A 16,884-nucleotide genomic window follows, 5' to 3' on the forward strand; every position below is an offset into this window, starting at 1 on the left:
TGGTGAAAATGAATTTGAAATGAAGAAGTTATATAAGTTTTTCGCATCGCCTGTATTGGCTATTATATTATTGTTTGCATTCGCCTTAGCTATGGCGGTAGCTACTTTTGTAGAAAACGATTTTGGAACTGCCACAGCCTGGCAGGTGATCTATGATTCCCTTTGGTTTGAATTGATCATGTTGGGATTAGGGATAAGCTTTGCCGCGAATATTATCAAGTATAATCTATGGCGAAAAGAAAAATGGGCAATTCTTATGTTCCATTTGGCTTTTATAGTGATCTTAATTGGTTCAGGAATCACAAGGTACACTTCTTATGGGGGAATTATGCGCATACGGGAAGGGGCAGCTTCAAACACAATAATTTCAGATGCCAATTTCCTGAAATTCACGTTAAGTGATAAAAATGGCTCAAAAACTCTGGAAAAAAGAATGAATTTTTCTCCGATTGGGGATAATGATTTTTCGATAGACACCGAATTTAATGGTCAGCCTGTAACCGTGAGTTTTAATGAATTCATAGCAGATGCCGTGCCCGAAATTGTTGATGAGGTGGAAGGGGGAAAACCCATGCTTCAAATGGTAGTTTCTGCAGGCAGCCGTCGTCAAACGATTTTTCTCGAAAAAGGAGAGATCGAGAATATAGGAGAGCATAATCATTTGGTAGGCTTTGAGGCTAAGGGAGACGGTGTGATCAATATTATTGAAGAGAACGGCAGTTTTAAGATCAAATCCCCGCGTAACCTGGGATCTTTTGTAATGGCTTCCGAAAAGGCCGGAACACTGCTTAAAGATAGTTTACATCCTATGGCCTTACGCACATTATACCGGGATGGGGACGCTTCCTTTGTGCCTTTATCTTACCATCCTAATGCGGCCATTAAACTGGTGAGCGAATCTGAAAAACCTAAAGATAATGACGAGATCAAAGATGATGCACTGGTTGTGAATGTCAAAGTGGGCGATAAGGAGGAAAAAGTGACTTTATTATACAGGCAGGGCTTTTTGCCGTCACAACATGAGGTGGATTTGGCCGGTACCAGGGTTATACTCTCTTACGGTTCCAAAGCATTGACCACACCTTTCTCTATTCATCTGGAAGATTTCCAGCTGGAGCGTTACCCGGGTTCTACAAGTCCTTCGTCTTACGCGAGTGAGGTTAAAGTAATGGACGACGGGGAAACCATGCCTCATCGTATCTATATGAACAATGTACTCGATTATGAAGGCTATCGTTTCTTTCAGGCGAGCTATGATACTGATGAAAAGGGAACGGTGCTGGCTGTGAACCATGATGCTCCCGGAACTTATGTTACTTATTCAGGTTATTTTCTCATGATGATAGGAATGTTCTTTACGCTCTTCGGAAAGTCCTCCAGGTTCACACAGATCAATAAGAAACTGAAAAAAATGAAAGCTGTTGGCATTATGCTTTTACTTTTTAGTTTTTCAGCCGCAATGCAGGCGCAGGAATCAGATCCTGAGATCACAATCGATATTATCGAACAACAGGCCGTAAATGAACAGCATGCTGAGATGTTTGGCAGGCTTATGGTGCAGGATCTTGATGGGAGGATAAAACCCATAAATACCCTTGCTTCAGAAGTTTTACGGAAACTTACCAGAAAACCATACTTTAAATTTAAAAAAGGAGACGAGACCTTTAGTTTTAATGCGAACCAGGCTTTTCTTGCAATGCACACCTCTCCAAATGTGTGGCAATATGTTCCGATAATCAAAGTAGATCGAAAAAAGGTGGGTGAAGCTTTCGGGCCTTTAGCATATAATGAGGATGATATGATCTCCTTTTCCCAGTTGCTGGATGATGAAGGTAATTATTTGCTTGTAAAAGCCATAGAAGATGCTAATCAAAAGAAACCGGCAGAGCGTAATGAATTGGAAAAGGAAGTTATTAAAGTTGATGAACGCTTTAATATACTCTACAATGTTTTTGCCGGTCATTACCTTCAAATATTCCCTAACAGTAATGATAGTTCCAATAAATGGTACAGTCCTACTCATGACTTTAATGATTTTCCAGAAGAGGATGCCCGTTTTGCAAAGAGAATAATCCCCGGGTATTTTAGTGATGTGAATAGTAAAGATTGGGTTGCCGCCAGTGAAAAATTAACTTATATCAAGAAGTTCCAGGATATACTGGGAGAGGAAATAATACCGGACCGAAAGAGGGTAGAAGCGGAGATCTGGTACAATGAACTTAACCTTAACTTTTGGTTATTCCAGTTGTATTTCACTGTTGGATTAATCCTACTAATCCTTGCAATATCAAGGATCTTTACAAAAAACAAGGGTATTGAGATCGCATGGAATGCTTTGATCCTCATCACCTTGATAAGTTTTCTGGCCTTTACAGGAAATATTATTTTACGCTGGTACGTGGCTCAACACGCCCCTTGGAGTAATGGTTATGAAATGATCGTTTTTGTGGCATGGACCCTTATGCTTTGTGGACTTTTGACCTTTAGGAAATCAGATTTTGCCCTGCCTTTGGCCACACTATTTTCAGGAGCTCTGTTATTTGTTAGTTACCTGGACTGGTTGAACCCTGAGATCACTAATCTAATGCCGGTACTTAAATCATCTTTCTGGTTAAAGGTTCATGTAGCGACTATTGTAAGCAGCTACGCGCCCCTTGCACTTTCAGCGATATTAGGACTTATGGCTCTGTTGCTTATAATTTTCCGGACATCAAGCAACAGAAAAAAGATCAATGTCAAGATCAGGGAAATTACTTATATCAATGAGATCGCAATGACTATAGGTTTATATGTCCTGGCTGCCGGAACTTTTTTGGGAGGAATTTGGGCTAATGAGTCATGGGGACGTTACTGGGCATGGGATCCAAAAGAGACCTGGGCTTTAATTAGCATAATAGTCTATACGGTAGTTCTGCATCTACGGTTCATCCCCGCTCTGCGAGGAAGGTTTGTATTAAATGCAGTGAGCATTTTTGCCTTCGGGTCTATTATCATGACCTCGTTTGGTGTGAATTACTATTTATCAGGACTGCACAGTTATGCAGGCGGAGATTCTGTACCTATTCCAAATTTTATCTATGTTATAATCCTTCTTATTACGCTCATTACCATAATTGCTTTTTTTAGGGACAGGAATTTAAGGCGAATCCATGAGACCGCTAATTAGAAACTAATTTTACGTAAAACTTAATACCCCCCGATATGTTTAATCAAAACCAATTCAAATTACCGATTCTTTTCTTCGTTTTTTTATTCATGAGCCAGTCATATGCACAGGTTTTTGAAATGGATGCCGATGTTAGAGCACGTTTCGAATACAGGCATGGCTTTAATAATCTTTTTCCTGATAATGCCGATCCGGCAGCATTTGTACAGCAGCGTACTCGTCTCAACCTTGGTTATACAGCCGAAAGATTAAAGCTGTTTATAGCTGTTCAGGATGTAAGTACCTGGGGAGATACAAGGCAGATCCTTCCAGTGGACGGAAATGATTCCTTCTCTCTATTTCAGGCTTACATGAAACTGAAGTTTAATGAGAACTGGTCTGCTAAAATGGGTAGGCAGGTGATCGCCTATGATAACGAACGAATTTTTGGAGGTTTGGACTGGGCCATGCAGGGGCGTTTCCACGATGCTGCAATTCTGAAATATGAAACTGAAGACTTTATTTTGGATCTTGGAGGTGCTTTTAGCCAGGAAAATCCAGGAAATGAAGGGAACGTCTATAAAATCACAGGATTTTTCACCTATAAATCAATGCAATATGCTTATTTGAAAAAAACCTGGGGAAGCAGTTCTGCAAGTTTTCTATTCCTTAACACAGGATTCCAAGATCTAAATGAACTCGATTTAGAAGCCTCTGAAGGTGTTTATTACCGGCAAACAACAGGAAGTTATTTCCAGTTTCCGGTACAGCAGTTGAACTTTTCGGGTAGCGTATATTATCAATTCGGAAAAGCCAATAGTGATACCGATCTTTCAGCGTATCAGGCTTCGCTTGAAGCGACCTATAAGCCGGGGAGCACCCTATATGGTTTAGGTCTTGAATTACTAAGTGGAACCGATCAGGATGGTGCTTCTGAAAATAATTCATTCTTCCCTGTGTATGGTACCAACCATAAGTTTAACGGGTTTATGGATTATTTTTACGTGGGTAATCATGCCAATAATGTTGGATTAAATGACTTTTACGCTAAGGCTGTAATTAGTACAGGAAAGAACTCCAGTTTTCTTCTAAAAGGACATTATTTCACAGCTAATGCCGAATTGAGCAATAATGCTGATAAATATTTGGGTACAGAGATCGACCTGGTTTACACTCAAAACTTAATGAAGTTCGTAAAACTGGGCCTTGGTTATTCCCATATGTTTGCTTCTGACAGTATGAGCTTAATAAAAGGAGGAAGACCCAATGATAATACCAATAACTGGGCATGGGCTCAGGTAATTGTAAATCCTAATTTATTTACTGTAAACCTGGGAGAGTAGATTGGATGCTCGGTAACAGCGGGATTCAATCTTTCTTTAGGTAAGAATCAACAAAAAAAGCCACCGAATAGGTGGCCTTTTTGTTACTGTAGATCTGGCTCTATATAACCTCACAGGTTTTTAAAACCTGTGAGGTTTAAAAAGTTAATTATTATAAATACTGTGCACAAACTCCTGGTATTTCTCCATGATAGTTCGTCTTTTTAATTTTAGGGTTGGCGTTAATTCCCCGCCTTCAATGGTCCATTCGTTGGGGATCAAATGGAACTTTTTTATTTGTTCTACCGGATTGAAATGCAGATTGTATTTTTTGACCGAGTCACTTATTAACTGGCGGACTTCGGCGGCATGTAGCACTTTATCATTTCCCGGGTAAGGGATCTCCTGTTCCAGATACCATTTTTTAAGCGCCTCAAAGGCCGGTACGACCAGGGCGCCCACAAACTTTTGAAGCTCTCCCACTACCATGATCTGCTCAATCCATGGGCTTTCTACCATTTTGTTTTCAATTGGCTGAGGTGCCACGTATTTCCCTCCACTGGTCTTGATCAATTCTTTCTTTCTATCCGTTATTTTCAGGAATTTATCATCCATAATTTTCCCAATGTCACCTGTGCGAAGCCATTCTCCTTGCATGACCTCTTCGGTAAGATCTGGGCGTTTATAATAGCCTAACATAACATTTGGACCTTTACAAAGAATTTCTCCGTCTTCGGCGAGTTTTACCTCTACATCCCTAAGCAGTGGCCCAACGGTTCCAAACATCCTGTTCTTTTCATTATAGCGGTTTCCACTAATGATAGGAGATGCTTCAGTTAGACCGTAGCCTTCCTGTATCACAATTTCAGCTGCCGTAAAAATTTTCAGCAAACGTACCTGACATGCGGCGGCCCCTGTGATAATCGACTTTACCTCACCTCCCAAAGCTTCCCTCCATTTGCTGAAGACAATTTTATTCGCTAATGCCAGTTGCAGTTTGTAACTGATGCTCTTCGGTTTATTGATCTCATATCGTTCGGCTAAATCTAGGGACCAAAAGAACAGTTTTCTTTTTATTCCGGTTAATTCATTGCCTTTAGCCAAAATCCCGTCGTATATTTTCTCCAGTAGCCTTGGAACTGTGGTAAAAAGAGTGGGTTTGACCTCCTTGAGGTTCGCAGCTATGGTGTCCATGCTTTCAGCGTAATACACGGCCGCGCCACTGTAAAAGAAGCAATAAGTTGCCATGCGTTCGAAGGCGTGGTTAAGTGGAAGAAAACTTATCACTCTCTTACCTTTTACCCCTACTTCCTGAATTACATCTGCAGCACCCAATGAGTTGCTGACAATATTGCGGTGTGACAACATGACCCCTTTTGGAGTGCCGGTTGTTCCCGAAGTATAAAGTATGGTAGCAAGATCTGTTTCCTTCACAGCGTCCCGGTGCTGATTTACCAGCATTTTTGAATCCTCTGAAAGATCGACCATCAGGTCTTTGAGTTGAGGAATACCATCTACTTTTTTAAAAGAATAAATCTTTTCTAATGCGGGAAGATCATCCTTAATCTCAGTGAGTTTTTTGTAGAGGGCAGCATCTCCCACGAAGATCATTTTGACCCCGGCGTCCTTTAAAATGAATTGCAGTTCGCTATTGGTGATATTTGGATATACAGGTACTGATACTGCTCCGGTTTGTTGTATGGCCATATCTGCCATCATCCATTCCGGGCAATTCTGACTTATGATCCCGATCTTATCTTTTCCTTCAATGCTCCCATCACCTCCCGAAAATCCCATTTTTAGAAGGGAAGCGCTAACCTGGTTAACTATTTCACTGACTTCCTTACTGCTGTACTTTCGCCATTCCCCGTTTTCTTTGGCCGCAAGCATGTCGGGAAGGGGGAAATTTTCTATCTGATAAGTAAGGCAGTCAAAGAGACGACTGGGAAGTTTATTTGATGTGGTATTGTTGTTCATCATTGAATTCTAACAAGCTTTATTCTTTTTATCATTTCCGCTGTGATAAGACCTACGGATGAAGGCGCTAAAATATCATATATTTAAATTAAGAGGTCATTAAAATTCCGAGAAATCTCTTTTCAAAGGAGTTTTTGGGAGTTATAATGGTATTTTTGAATAATTCAGAACACGACATAAACAAAAAAGGCCCAACAGAATTAAACCTGTTGGGCCTTTTAATCTTTCTTCAGGTCGACTTAATCATCTTCTCCAAGCTCAACGGCGCGATTAAAGGCTGCATAAGCCGCTTCTTTGATCAATTCCTTTACATTGTTATCATCCATAGAATCCAGAGCTGCCCGGGTAGTACCTCCTTTTGAGGCCACCCTGTCCATCCAGAGAGTAGGAGAAAGGTCGTTCTGGTTGAATAACTCAACTGCTCCTTCAAAGGTTTGACTCACCAGCACGCGGGAATCATTTTCAGAAAAGCCCATTTTTAAGGCGGCTTCCAGCATAGAGTTCATAAAATAGAAAACATATGCAGGTCCACTTCCTGAAATTCCTGTGGAAGCATCAATAAAATTCTGATTTTTGACATGTATGGATTCACCGGTGGTATCGAGTAGATTTCTGATCATCAACAGTTCAACCCTCGATACTGAATCGGATTCGGTATAAGAAGTGACCCCTTTTCCTACTTGCGCAGGTAAATTAGGCATGGTTCGCACCACTTTTTTAATACCCAAACCTTTTTGGATTGTTTCAATAGTGACCCCGGCCATAAGCGATACCGCTATCTGTTCCGGATTCATCATAGGTTTCATTTGCTGGAACAATTCTTCACTGTGATAGGGTTTTACTGCCAGAAATACGACATCGGCTTTTGGAAGTGCGTCCTCCAGTTTTTCATAGACATCAAACATTCCCATTTCTTTCAGTGAAACTATTTTGTCTGGAGAAACATCAAATATCATGAGTTTCCTCCTATTCAAAAAAGTGGAAGAAGCCATTCCTTCTGCGTAGGTTAATCCCATGTTTCCTGCTCCAATAACTAAAACTTTCATTTATTTCTTTGTTTTATCTGTGGTTTTTAATTCACGATTCATGGAGTGTTGTGCAAAGACTATACAGCCTTCACTTAAAACTAAAGTTTCTGAATGAAGAAAGGTGATATTTTCACCGGAAACCCTATGAATAAAGGGTTTAGAGAAGAACTAATTCTTTTTGGCTCATCCGTAACAAGGCGTCATTCCGTCAAAAAGTCTGCAAATACGTCAGGTCGCTGAGGATTTTCATTAATGAACAGGTCTTTTCCGGATTTCGGCCAGCTTTAATTTTCCGCGTTGAACCTGGTAACAGGCTCTCATAAGAAGTTTGAATTCTCCACCCTGGAGCGCTTCAGTAAGAGCTTCCATCTCCGGAATGTAACGCCTTGCAAAATCGGGATCATTCTCAATTATATCCCTGGTGTTGTCTACGACATCGGCAAGCTTTATGGTTTTAGCAGCCTGGCTCATATTGGCCTGCCTTTTAACTTCCCTTTCCTTCCGACTTTTGCGGTTAAGGTCAGGGTAATTCTCCTTTATGAACTCATCCGTTAACTCATCCACAAGAGTGGCCACTGTACTCCCGAATTTCCGCTGAATGTCTTCCAGAGAAACGGGGGTGTCTTCTACCACATCATGAAGATAAGCAGCACAGACCATTTCAGTAGTATGTGGAACGGTCTTCACCATCGTCGCCACCCGGATAGGGTGTTCTATATAGCTTTCTCCCGTATATTTCCGCAACTGCGAAGCATGCGCATTACGGGCAAATTCCAATGCCTCTTCTTCCATAACAAGGTTTTTCTATAAAATAACATTTTTGAAAGCTGATTCAAAATTGAACAGCAACAAATCAGTAGGTTTGGGAGCGGAACGTACTTTAATCTACCCTTTTTTCAGTTTAGCACCTACCGGAATTGAACAATCGTGATAAGGTTCCCCATGCGGCGGATTCAGTTCGGGTGTCTTATCAAGCCGAATAGGAGAGACCGAAGTAGAAGGTAGTTTGGAAACAGGAGTTTGATTCGCCGTGGCCGAGTTCAAAGGCGCTCCTACGGGAAGATCACAACGATGACCCGGTAAACCATGTGCAGGATTTACTTTTAAGCTGTCAGTTTTTGCTTCCACTTTTTGAGTGGTAGTGTTAATAGCTTCGGCCGGTGGTGTTTTTTGTTCTTCTTCCTTACAACCAATAAACGCTGCCAAAAGCATTACGGAAAAAAATAGTTTCATTTTCATAGCTTGTTATTTTAAATTAATTATGGTTTTGAGATCTTCTTCTGAAGTTTTCAGAAGACCGCTGGAAGGCAATCTTCTTGTCATTTCCCTCCAATTAGGATCTTCTGAAAATACCGCTTTAAAAAGAGGGAGAGCTTCCTCAACCCTTCCGGTGTTGGCCAGAGTTACAGCCGTCCAATATTTCATTTCAAGATTATCAGGGTACATTTCCATGGCCTTCCCATATTGTTTGAGAGCTTCCTCTATATTTTCCCTTTCCAGGGCAAGGTCACCTTTGTTCATGAACTCATAAGCTCTTGCCACTTTTAAAAGACGCTCCAATTCAACGAGGGGTTCTTCATGATCATCAACCCGAAGATCTATCTTTTTATCCTCCCAGGGATTTTCCACTTTCATAGCACCTACTACTATTAATGCTGCTGACTGTTTTCCTCTAATATCACCTCCGGCCGTCTGCGCAGCCTTCAGCACCTCCAGCACACGTTCAGCAAGTGGCAGGTGAGCATTGCTCCTAAAAGCCTGTTCCATGGCAGGCACTACATCCTGGTTGAGCATCATATTTGCCTGCACTGAAAAATTCTTTCCGCTTATATCTCCTGCCGCCTCCACGCAATTCGCTCCTGTAAAAGCTGCTGAATTTCCTTTGGCATCCAAAAATGCCACCTGACGAAATTCTTTTCCGGGATCCTGTGCAATTAAAATTCCGAGAGCTTCCGAAGCGTTTTTACCTCCTTCCATCAAGTCCAGACCCTCAGGTCCGTAGGCCGGATTAACGAAACTCTGGGTGGCTACCACCCCAACCCCCGATCTTCCCCAGGGAACCGAAGTTCCAACCGAGAACCAGTGACTTTGTACGCCAACAGCCATTTCCCCTGTAACTGTATCCCTTGCAACAATAGAAAATGTATGTGCAAAATCATCTTTTTTGATGGTATAGTTTTGAGAACGTACAACTCCAAAAAAGATTACGAATACGGCAAGAAGAAATAATTTTTTCATCATTACGATATTTTAATAAAAATAGGAAAATTTCGCAGATGGGGAACCCGAATGTACGGACTTCATAATTTGGGAAGAAATCATCAAAAAATAAGTTTAATCATGGTGAAAAAGCAAGGAAGTTTATAAATTTGCGCCCCGCCTTTGCAAATTGGGATATAATGGCCTCGTAGTTCAATGGATAGAATAGAAGTTTCCTAAACTTTAGATCCAAGTTCGATTCTTGGCGAGGCTACTTTTTTAATACCCTTCCATTTAAGACCTGTAGGCACTTGTTTGCAGGTCTTTTTTATTCCTATTTCAATTGTAAAACCTTAATATTTAGTGAAATAACGTCCAGTTAACATATGCTGGAATTATTAATGATTAATTTAAAATTATAACCATAAATTTCAAAAGTTATGAAAATGGAAATTCTAAAAAACAGAGTTATTACAGGGATCTTTAGCCTGATGCTCCTGTTTTCGACCAGTACCCTGTTAGCCCAGGATGATGACGATATGCAAAATGATGATGAACAGGAAGTAGAAATAGATGATAAACAGGAATTGGAAAACGATGTCAAAAAAGCTAAAGCCGCTTTTTTAGCCAACAGTCCCGAAATGAAGGACCTATTCAATAACACTGAGGGATATGTTATCTTCCCCAATGTTGGTAAAGGAGCCTGGATCCTGGGTGGTGCCGCAGGTAACGGAATCCTTTATGAAAATGGAAAACTTCAGGGTTATGCTGAAATGCGACAAATAGACATTGGTTTCCAATTTGGAGGACAAGCCTATCGTGAGGTAATATTTTTCAGAACCAAAGAAGCTCTTAACAAGTTTAAGCAAGGTAGATTCGGATTCGAGGGAACAGCTTCAGCTGTAATAATCGAAGAAGGTAAAGCAAAAAGCGTCAAATTTGAAGATGGAGTTGGGGTTGCTGTGATGCCAAAAGCAGGAGCCATGATTGGAATCTCTGTGGGAGGTCAGGAATTCGATTATCGTGATGCACAGTAATGTAAAAATCAACCCAGATTTTATAACAGCCGGATCAAAGATCCGGCTTTTTTTATCCCGAATTTTTCTTCTGATTCAACAGAAAAAATGGTAAATGTGTAACAAAAGTTACACAAAAAAAGAGTTTCAGGTCTTAAATTTACGGTGTACTTTTAAGAAGAAATCATGAAAAGATTAGTAATCCTTGGAGCCGGTACTGCTGGTACGATGATGGCCAATCATTTGAGGCCCAAACTAAAAAAAACTGAGTGGGAAATCACCATAGTTGACCAGGAGGAAACGCATTATTATCAACCCGGATTTTTATTTCTGCCGTTCGATCTTTATACCGAGGAACAGGTGAAAAAGGATGGCCGGGATTTTATTCCGAAAGGAGTGAAATATGTTCAACAAAGCATTGATAAGATCCTTCCGGAAGAAAAGAAGGTGGTTCTGCAAAAAAATGAAATCACTTATGATCTGTTGATCATCGCCACAGGTTCAAGGATCTCGCCGGAAGAAGTGGAGGGGATGCTTGATGATAACTGGTATAAAAGCGTCTTTGATTTTTACACTTTTGAAGGAGCACTTGCCCTAAGAGATAAGCTACGGGATTGGGAAGGAGGAAAGCTGGTGGTGCACATCACCGAAATGCCTATTAAATGTCCGGTTGCCCCTTTAGAATTCACCTTTTTGGCAGATTCTTATTTTCAGAAAAAAGGAATGCGGGAAAAAGTGGACATTACTTACGTAACACCACTTTCCGGCGCATTTACCAAAGAAGTATGTTCCAGCAAGCTTGGTTATCTTTTGGAGGAGAAGAATGTGAACCTGGAGACAGATTTTGCTATTGAGCGAATAGATAACGAGTGTAAAAAGATCATTGATTATGCTGAAAGGGAAATAGATTTTGATTTGCTGGTAACTGTTCCTACTAATATGGGAGATCAATGTATTGAGCGCTCCGGATTTGGTGATGATCTCAATTTTGTTCCAACAGATCCCCGCACCCTGCAATCTAAAGTTCACCCCGATATTTTTGTGATTGGAGACGCCACGAACGTTCCTGCTTCCAAAGCCGGTTCTGTAGCCCATTTTGAGGCTGAAACTCTTACAGACAACATTTTAAGATATATTGACGGCGAACCTCTGAAAGAGGAATTTGACGGGCATGCCAATTGTTTTATAGAGACCGGTCATAATAAGGCTCTACTCATTGATTTCAATTATGAACAGGAGCCAGTGGAGGGAACTTTCCCTTTTGCCAATGTGGGGCCATTAAAACTTCTAAAGGAAAGTACGTTTAACCACTGGGGGAAATTAGCCTTCAGATGGATCTATTGGAATATGCTACTTAAGGGAATTCCAATTCCTTTTGTAGGTAGAAATATGAGTTTAAAAGGAAAAAAAATTAATAAAAACTATAGTTATGGAAACTCAATTAGCAGGTCTTAAAGTAGACGTAAACAACGAAGGCTATTTAACCGATTTTTCCCAATGGAACCGAGAGGTTGGGGAACAAATTGCAGCAGCAGAAGGAATAGTTATGACACCACGGCACTGGGAAGTGATAGAATGGCTTCAACAGCAGGTACAGGCAGGAAAGGAACTTTCTATTCGCGGAATAAAAAAGAGTGGGGTTATTGATATTAAAGAATTCTATGCCCTATTCCCCGGCGGGCCATTAAAAGTATCTACGAAAATCGCCGGAGTACCAAAACCAAAAAGTTGTATTTAAACCTAACATCATGACCAAATCTAAAGTCAAAAAGATGCTGTTCATCCTTTCCAAGGCCAGCATCGAAAATGTATATGCCGCATTCATCATGGCTAATGGAGCCCGCATGGAAGGCATTGAAGCAGAACTGTTTTTTACCTTTTTTGGATTGGAAGCAATTCAGAAGAAAAAACTGAACAAGCTTCGTGTTGCAACAGTTGGAAATCCTGCGATGCACATTCCAACCATGGTTGGAGGTTTACCAGGTATGGAAGCCATTGCTACCAAAATGATGAAAAAGGAGATGGATAAACTGGACATGCCGCCCGTTGATGAATTTCTTGAGATTTTATCTGCATCTGGTGTGAAACTTTGGGGCTGTAAGCTCGCCATAGATATGTTCCATCTTAAGGAAGAAGATTTTATTGATGATCTCAACGGCATACTTACTATCGGTGATTTTTATAACAGGGCCGATCAGGATGGGGTGCAAATGATTTTTATTTAGAGTTTTCATAATTAGTAAGTTGGTTATAAGGGCCGGATGAGCGATCAACCGGCTTTTATGTCTCGTGAACAGCTTTATAAGAGTTAAGAATATAAGAGTACAGAATTTACTCGTCAGAATCTTATTGGTTCGGCTATCTGGATCAGGTTATCCACCCTTTTAAATTTTAATTATTTAATGATTACTGTTTTTTCATGATAGAGGGTGGTAAAGCCGGCGGAGTTTCTCTGCCGGCTTTTTTTAATGGGAAAAGCTAGTATTTAAAATTCAGGGTAAAGGCAAGTCGGTTGCCATCTTCGCCGTGATAAAAACCAACATTTGCAGTCATCGCGAGTGCAGCACTTATCCATACAGAGCCTCCGTAGTCATTGTGCCATTTGTGAGAAGTTTCATTGTCTGTCCAAACCCTTCCGTAGTCAAATCCGGCAGAGACTCCCACTACAATTGGTATAAATTTGGTGCGAATGAGCCCCAGGGCGGTGCGCAGATCTGTACTATGGTAAAAAGATCGCTGGCCGTTGAAGCGGTGATTCCTGTACCCGCGAAGGCTGTTATTACCTCCAATGGTCGCGGCATGGTAGAATTCGTAATCGTTACCCAAGATCACTTCTCCGCCAACCTTAGTGGCTATAGCTGCAAATCCGCTCGGAATTAGTGGGTAATTGACAGAAAAGGAAGGTTCAATATAGCCGAACTGGTTTCCGTTAGAATCTATGTTCTGTTTGTAGCCCGCAATCAGATCGAGTCCTGAACCCAGGCTGGGAAATGCCTGATTGTTCTTGTTGAGGTAATTGAAATGCATTTCGCCCCCTGCGTATAATTGGGTGTCAAAAATGTCATTTTTGGGGCTGAATTTTTCTGCCAAAAAACTCTCTTCCTCATAACTAACTTCCTGTGATTCTAAAATGGCGTTGAGTTCAAAACTCGCCCCGGCTTGATTGCGCCAAATTAAAGAAGGGGAAATTTGCCATTTTTGGAGCTTTACCCGGTTGAATTTTTTTGTGACCTCTGCCTTCTCATAGCTCGTTTCGTTTCCCGTTCCAAAGTAGTTCATGTAATAATTTGGACTGGTATAAAGTCCCTGCACACGAAAATTCCAGTTGTAGAAGACATTGGCGAATTCCGCAGAGGCATGCAGGTCAAATCCATTGCTGGCAAAGAAGTAATTTGCTGCCAACGAGTATTGGGATGAAAAGGGGTTGTTCGACAGTCCGTAAGTGGTGTACACGTCTTTCACTCCCATGGTAAAGCCGGCGTCCGGAACAAAATCTGCAGAAGGAGAAATAGTGTTGACCGAATATTTTCTCTTCAGATAATCATAGTGATTAATATCGTACGAGTCTACCAGCCATTTACGGGATTCTGGATTGAGAATCTCATTTTTGGCTGACTTATAGTCGTACAATTTTGCCCTTTTTGGATTAATAAAGTTATAGGTGTCCTTTTCCTCTCCGCCCAGCACCTTCAGTTTAAGCAGATCATTGCCCTGACCTGAAATTGTGAAGGTGTCCTCGCCGTCAAGACCGTATATCCATACTTCACCTGTTTCTGCCGAATCAAAGGTATTTCTGAAAGTTTCCCGGTCGTCCTGCAAAATGCTGATCTCGGTTTTACCCTCAGCTTTTCGTTCTATTTTGAATTCATCATTTTGATTAGTTCCGGTAACCACCTGGAATTCCTGAAGATAATCATAGTACCTGCGTGCAATGTTCTCCAGGTTTTCCCGTCTTCCTTTTAAAGCATTTTTGATCTTTTCTATTTCCTTCCCGCGGACTTCCTTCGGAAGGTTCTCAAATGCCTGTTCAATTTTTGCATCTGTAATTTCCTGCTGCAGGAAATTGGCCTGTTCTTTCCAGTTTTCCCATTCCGAACCGGTCAAAATCCGAAGATCTAAGGGATAACCGGACCAGTTGAACCATTTGAGGTCTTCAATTTCACTATCATAGCTTTGCATTTTCCTTAGACTGGGAACCGCTGCTTTCAAAAGATCCAGCATGGGTCCGTCATATCTTGAAAAAGCATGGTCCCTATCTCTGGGGATAGGCTCGTATCTTTTTTTGCCGTTTTCACGGAATTCCGCCCATCGCCATTGGTCCTGGTGCCGGTCCCAATCCCCTATTAGCATGTCAAAAAGCCGTGCCCTAATGAATAAGTCCCTGTCAACGAAATTTTCCTTTGATCCTTTTAGCTCCTTGAAAAGATCTGATGAACTGAGAATGTCGTCCGGTTCTCCGAAAATTTTCATATCCCTGTTCTCGTCTCCAACATGAGCCTCCAACAGGTAGAGCGCACCGGCATATTCTTCATTGAAGATCCCCAGGGCTTTTTGAGGAGGCAGGTAATAAATTTCAGGTGATGCGTGTAGGATACCTGCTGCATCAGATAAGCCGTTGACTGCAAAGGGAGCATAGGGATGTGCGGTGGTAAAGAAATCCAGCACATAACGTTCGGCGACCGTATTATCTGCAAAATCCCGAATGTAACTGGTCTTCACGAGATCAGCCTGTATGTATTGCAAAGGATCTTTGCGTAGCGCCCTAAGCACGTACTCGTTCTTTTTGTCATTTTTGAGGCGCAGCGAACGTGATTGTTGACCGCCGCCTTCATAAATGGGCCGAATATTCCCGGAAAGGGAATCCAGGTACAGTATGGGAGCTTTGATTGGAAGGCTGTAGAGATTACGGTATCTTTTTCCCCATAACCACTCGTAAAAATCTGTTTTTTTGGTTTCTTCCGAAGAATAGATAGAGGCGGTTATGCTGTCTTTCACCTCTCCCACACTTCGGAAATCTTCTTCCTCAAAAATAGGATGTTCGCGCTCAATTTTTTCTGAATGCAACAAAATACTGTTACCATTCTTCACTTTATAAAACTGCACTTCTGAAGACCTGTCATCAAAAATGAGCAATTTTGCATATCCTTTTTCAGCGGCAGCAAATTTACCATTCTTCCCCAGCCGCGCCTTCCGGGTTGAAGAGGCAGATCCGCTGATGATCTGTGGGTTTCGCTCATTCTTGATGTATTGCAGATTTTGATCCCGACCAGAAACGAAAATAACGTCATTAAACTGACTGGCGAGAGTTTCCAGCCTGCCGCGAAGTTCTTTGTATTTGTTATGCTCGAAGGACTGTGGGGTTATCCCAATCACTCTATCAAAAAGTGAAAAACGGGTGTTGCTCATTACTGGGTGGTGAAGAGCGACAATAATCAATTTTCCCTGGCTATCCTTTAGATCATCCTGAAATTCTGCGAAAAATTCTTCACGGCTGTCAAGATCACATTTGTTGTTCATTTCAGGATATTTATCCCAGTTCTCCAGGAACCATTGAGAATCCACACTTATAATAGTTACATCCTCTCCAAGTGATTCCCGCTCCAGCGGGCATCCATCATTTGGCCAGAATTCCCTGTTACTTTCTTCCTGTAAAAAAGATTCCATATCATCCAGAGCCTGGGGGCCTTGAGCAGTCCATTCGTTTTTACCCGGCGTAAAAATGATCTTTCCGTGGAAATCTTCAAGAGGGGAGAGCAGGTCCTTCCGTAGAAATTCTTTGGATCTTTCCCTTCCTTCGTTTTCGGGTAAGAATCCCTCCTCATTTATAATATTACCAAGCAGGAGAAGGACCGGTTCCATTTCGTCCCCGGAATCACGTACGATTGCATCTAAAACAGCCGTATCGGGACTTAAACCTGTGTTGCCTGAAATAAAAATAGTTCTGGAAACTTCTTTTTTGGTATCTAAGTTTTCCTGTGCCTCAAGGGTGGAAAGAATGGGGAAGTTAAATAATATAAAAATGATTAATAGGACCTTACTGTTCAGTCTGGACATAAATATCTTTTTCTTTTATTCTATGAATAATAGCTGCAGTTCTCAAGTTTTCAAAAAAAGTAGGAACAGTAAGTAACTTTAACTTCAGAATAACAGTAATAAATGAGAACATTAAAAGTTTTCATAAAGTAAAATTGGGACTA

General features: G+C 41.3%; 12 protein-coding genes and 1 tRNA gene. 7 read left to right on the plus strand and 6 right to left on the minus strand.

Annotated elements, in window-relative coordinates; translation table 11 throughout:
* The first annotated feature begins 19 nt into the window (after positions 1-19).
* Together ACNORC_RS02980 and ACNORC_RS02985 are read left to right on the plus strand one after the other, a co-directional pair.
* Positions 20-3,166 carry a cytochrome c biogenesis protein gene (locus ACNORC_RS02980; protein ID WP_418334100.1) on the plus strand — a complete coding sequence of 1,049 codons (3,147 nt, stop codon included), beginning with the start codon at positions 20-22 and terminating at the stop codon, positions 3,164-3,166.
* An 89-nt stretch (positions 3,167-3,255) separates the two neighbouring features.
* Positions 3,256-4,488 (plus strand): alginate export family protein, encoded by a 1,233-nt coding sequence (locus ACNORC_RS02985; protein WP_418334101.1) that lies wholly within the window; start codon positions 3,256-3,258, stop codon positions 4,486-4,488.
* Between the two features lie 144 nt (positions 4,489-4,632).
* Here the strand turns inward: ACNORC_RS02985 and ACNORC_RS02990 are convergent, their stop codons facing one another.
* The 5 genes from ACNORC_RS02990 to ACNORC_RS03010 all read right to left on the minus strand — a co-directional run bounded on the left by ACNORC_RS02990 (position 4,633) and on the right by ACNORC_RS03010 (position 9,710).
* Entirely contained in the window at positions 4,633-6,447 is a 1,815-nt protein-coding gene (locus ACNORC_RS02990) for an AMP-dependent synthetase/ligase (protein WP_418334102.1), read from the minus strand.
* A 236-nt stretch (positions 6,448-6,683) separates the two neighbouring features.
* Positions 6,684-7,490, minus strand: a complete 807-nt coding sequence (proC, locus tag ACNORC_RS02995; RefSeq protein ID WP_418334104.1) for a pyrroline-5-carboxylate reductase — start codon at positions 7,488-7,490, stop codon at positions 6,684-6,686.
* 231 nt (positions 7,491-7,721) lie between these two features.
* On the minus strand, positions 7,722-8,264 hold the full coding sequence (locus ACNORC_RS03000; protein ID WP_418334105.1) for an HD domain-containing protein: 543 nt from the start codon (positions 8,262-8,264) through the stop codon (positions 7,722-7,724).
* 93 nt (positions 8,265-8,357) lie between these two features.
* Positions 8,358-8,711: a hypothetical protein gene (locus ACNORC_RS03005; protein WP_386779687.1), complete on the minus strand. Its 354-nt coding sequence runs from the start codon at positions 8,709-8,711 to the stop codon at positions 8,358-8,360.
* Positions 8,712-8,717: 6 nt separating this feature from the next.
* A complete protein-coding gene (locus ACNORC_RS03010) occupies positions 8,718-9,710 on the minus strand; it encodes a DUF1028 domain-containing protein (RefSeq protein WP_418334107.1) in 993 nt (330 codons plus the stop codon).
* A gap of 163 nt (positions 9,711-9,873) precedes the next feature.
* On the opposite strand from ACNORC_RS03010, the gene ACNORC_RS03015 reads away from it, so the two are divergent.
* The 5 genes from ACNORC_RS03015 to ACNORC_RS03035 all read left to right on the plus strand — a co-directional run bounded on the left by ACNORC_RS03015 (position 9,874) and on the right by ACNORC_RS03035 (position 12,912).
* A tRNA-Arg gene (locus tag ACNORC_RS03015) sits at positions 9,874-9,945 on the plus strand.
* Positions 9,946-10,117: 172 nt separating this feature from the next.
* Positions 10,118-10,708, plus strand: a complete 591-nt coding sequence (locus tag ACNORC_RS03020) for a lipid-binding SYLF domain-containing protein (protein WP_418334108.1) — start codon at positions 10,118-10,120, stop codon at positions 10,706-10,708.
* Positions 10,709-10,873: 165 nt separating this feature from the next.
* Positions 10,874-12,142: a type III sulfide quinone reductase, selenoprotein subtype gene (gene sqr / locus ACNORC_RS03025; protein ID WP_418334109.1), complete on the plus strand. Its 1,269-nt coding sequence runs from the start codon at positions 10,874-10,876 to the stop codon at positions 12,140-12,142.
* Positions 12,117-12,425 carry a TusE/DsrC/DsvC family sulfur relay protein gene (locus ACNORC_RS03030; protein ID WP_418334110.1) on the plus strand — a complete coding sequence of 103 codons (309 nt, stop codon included), beginning with the start codon at positions 12,117-12,119 and terminating at the stop codon, positions 12,423-12,425. The genes sqr and ACNORC_RS03030 overlap by 26 nt, the downstream gene beginning before the upstream one ends.
* Before the next feature lie 10 nt (positions 12,426-12,435).
* Positions 12,436-12,912, plus strand: a complete 477-nt coding sequence (locus tag ACNORC_RS03035; RefSeq protein WP_418334111.1) for a DsrE/DsrF/DrsH-like family protein — start codon at positions 12,436-12,438, stop codon at positions 12,910-12,912.
* Between the two features lie 253 nt (positions 12,913-13,165).
* On the opposite strand, the gene ACNORC_RS03040 is transcribed toward ACNORC_RS03035, so the two are convergent.
* Positions 13,166-16,741, minus strand: a complete 3,576-nt coding sequence (locus ACNORC_RS03040) for a bifunctional metallophosphoesterase/BamA family protein (RefSeq protein ID WP_418334112.1) — start codon at positions 16,739-16,741, stop codon at positions 13,166-13,168.
* Between the last annotated feature and the right edge of the window lie 143 nt (positions 16,742-16,884).

This window comes from Salinimicrobium soli, assembly GCF_048323655.1.
Taxonomy (GTDB): domain Bacteria; phylum Bacteroidota; class Bacteroidia; order Flavobacteriales; family Flavobacteriaceae; genus Salinimicrobium; species Salinimicrobium soli.

Bases quoted from the DNA above. Each gene is read 5' to 3' on its own strand.
- ACNORC_RS03010 (WP_418334107.1), bottom strand. From the start codon at position 9,710: ATGAAAAAATTATTTCTTCTTGCCGTATTCGTAATCTTTTTTGGAGTT.
- ACNORC_RS03020 (WP_418334108.1), top strand. From the start codon at position 10,118: ATGGAAATTCTAAAAAACAGAGTTATTACAGGGATCTTTAGCCTGATG.
- ACNORC_RS02990 (WP_418334102.1), bottom strand. From the start codon at position 6,447: ATGATGAACAACAATACCACATCAAATAAACTTCCCAGTCGTCTCTTT.
- ACNORC_RS02985 (WP_418334101.1), top strand. From the start codon at position 3,256: ATGAGCCAGTCATATGCACAGGTTTTTGAAATGGATGCCGATGTTAGA.
- sqr (WP_418334109.1), top strand. From the start codon at position 10,874: ATGAAAAGATTAGTAATCCTTGGAGCCGGTACTGCTGGTACGATGATG.
- ACNORC_RS02980 (WP_418334100.1), top strand. From the start codon at position 20: ATGAAGAAGTTATATAAGTTTTTCGCATCGCCTGTATTGGCTATTATA.
- ACNORC_RS03005 (WP_386779687.1), bottom strand. From the start codon at position 8,711: ATGAAAATGAAACTATTTTTTTCCGTAATGCTTTTGGCAGCGTTTATT.
- ACNORC_RS03040 (WP_418334112.1), bottom strand. From the start codon at position 16,741: ATGTCCAGACTGAACAGTAAGGTCCTATTAATCATTTTTATATTATTT.
- ACNORC_RS03035 (WP_418334111.1), top strand. From the start codon at position 12,436: ATGACCAAATCTAAAGTCAAAAAGATGCTGTTCATCCTTTCCAAGGCC.
- ACNORC_RS03000 (WP_418334105.1), bottom strand. From the start codon at position 8,264: ATGGAAGAAGAGGCATTGGAATTTGCCCGTAATGCGCATGCTTCGCAG.
- proC (WP_418334104.1), bottom strand. From the start codon at position 7,490: ATGAAAGTTTTAGTTATTGGAGCAGGAAACATGGGATTAACCTACGCA.
- ACNORC_RS03030 (WP_418334110.1), top strand. From the start codon at position 12,117: ATGGAAACTCAATTAGCAGGTCTTAAAGTAGACGTAAACAACGAAGGC.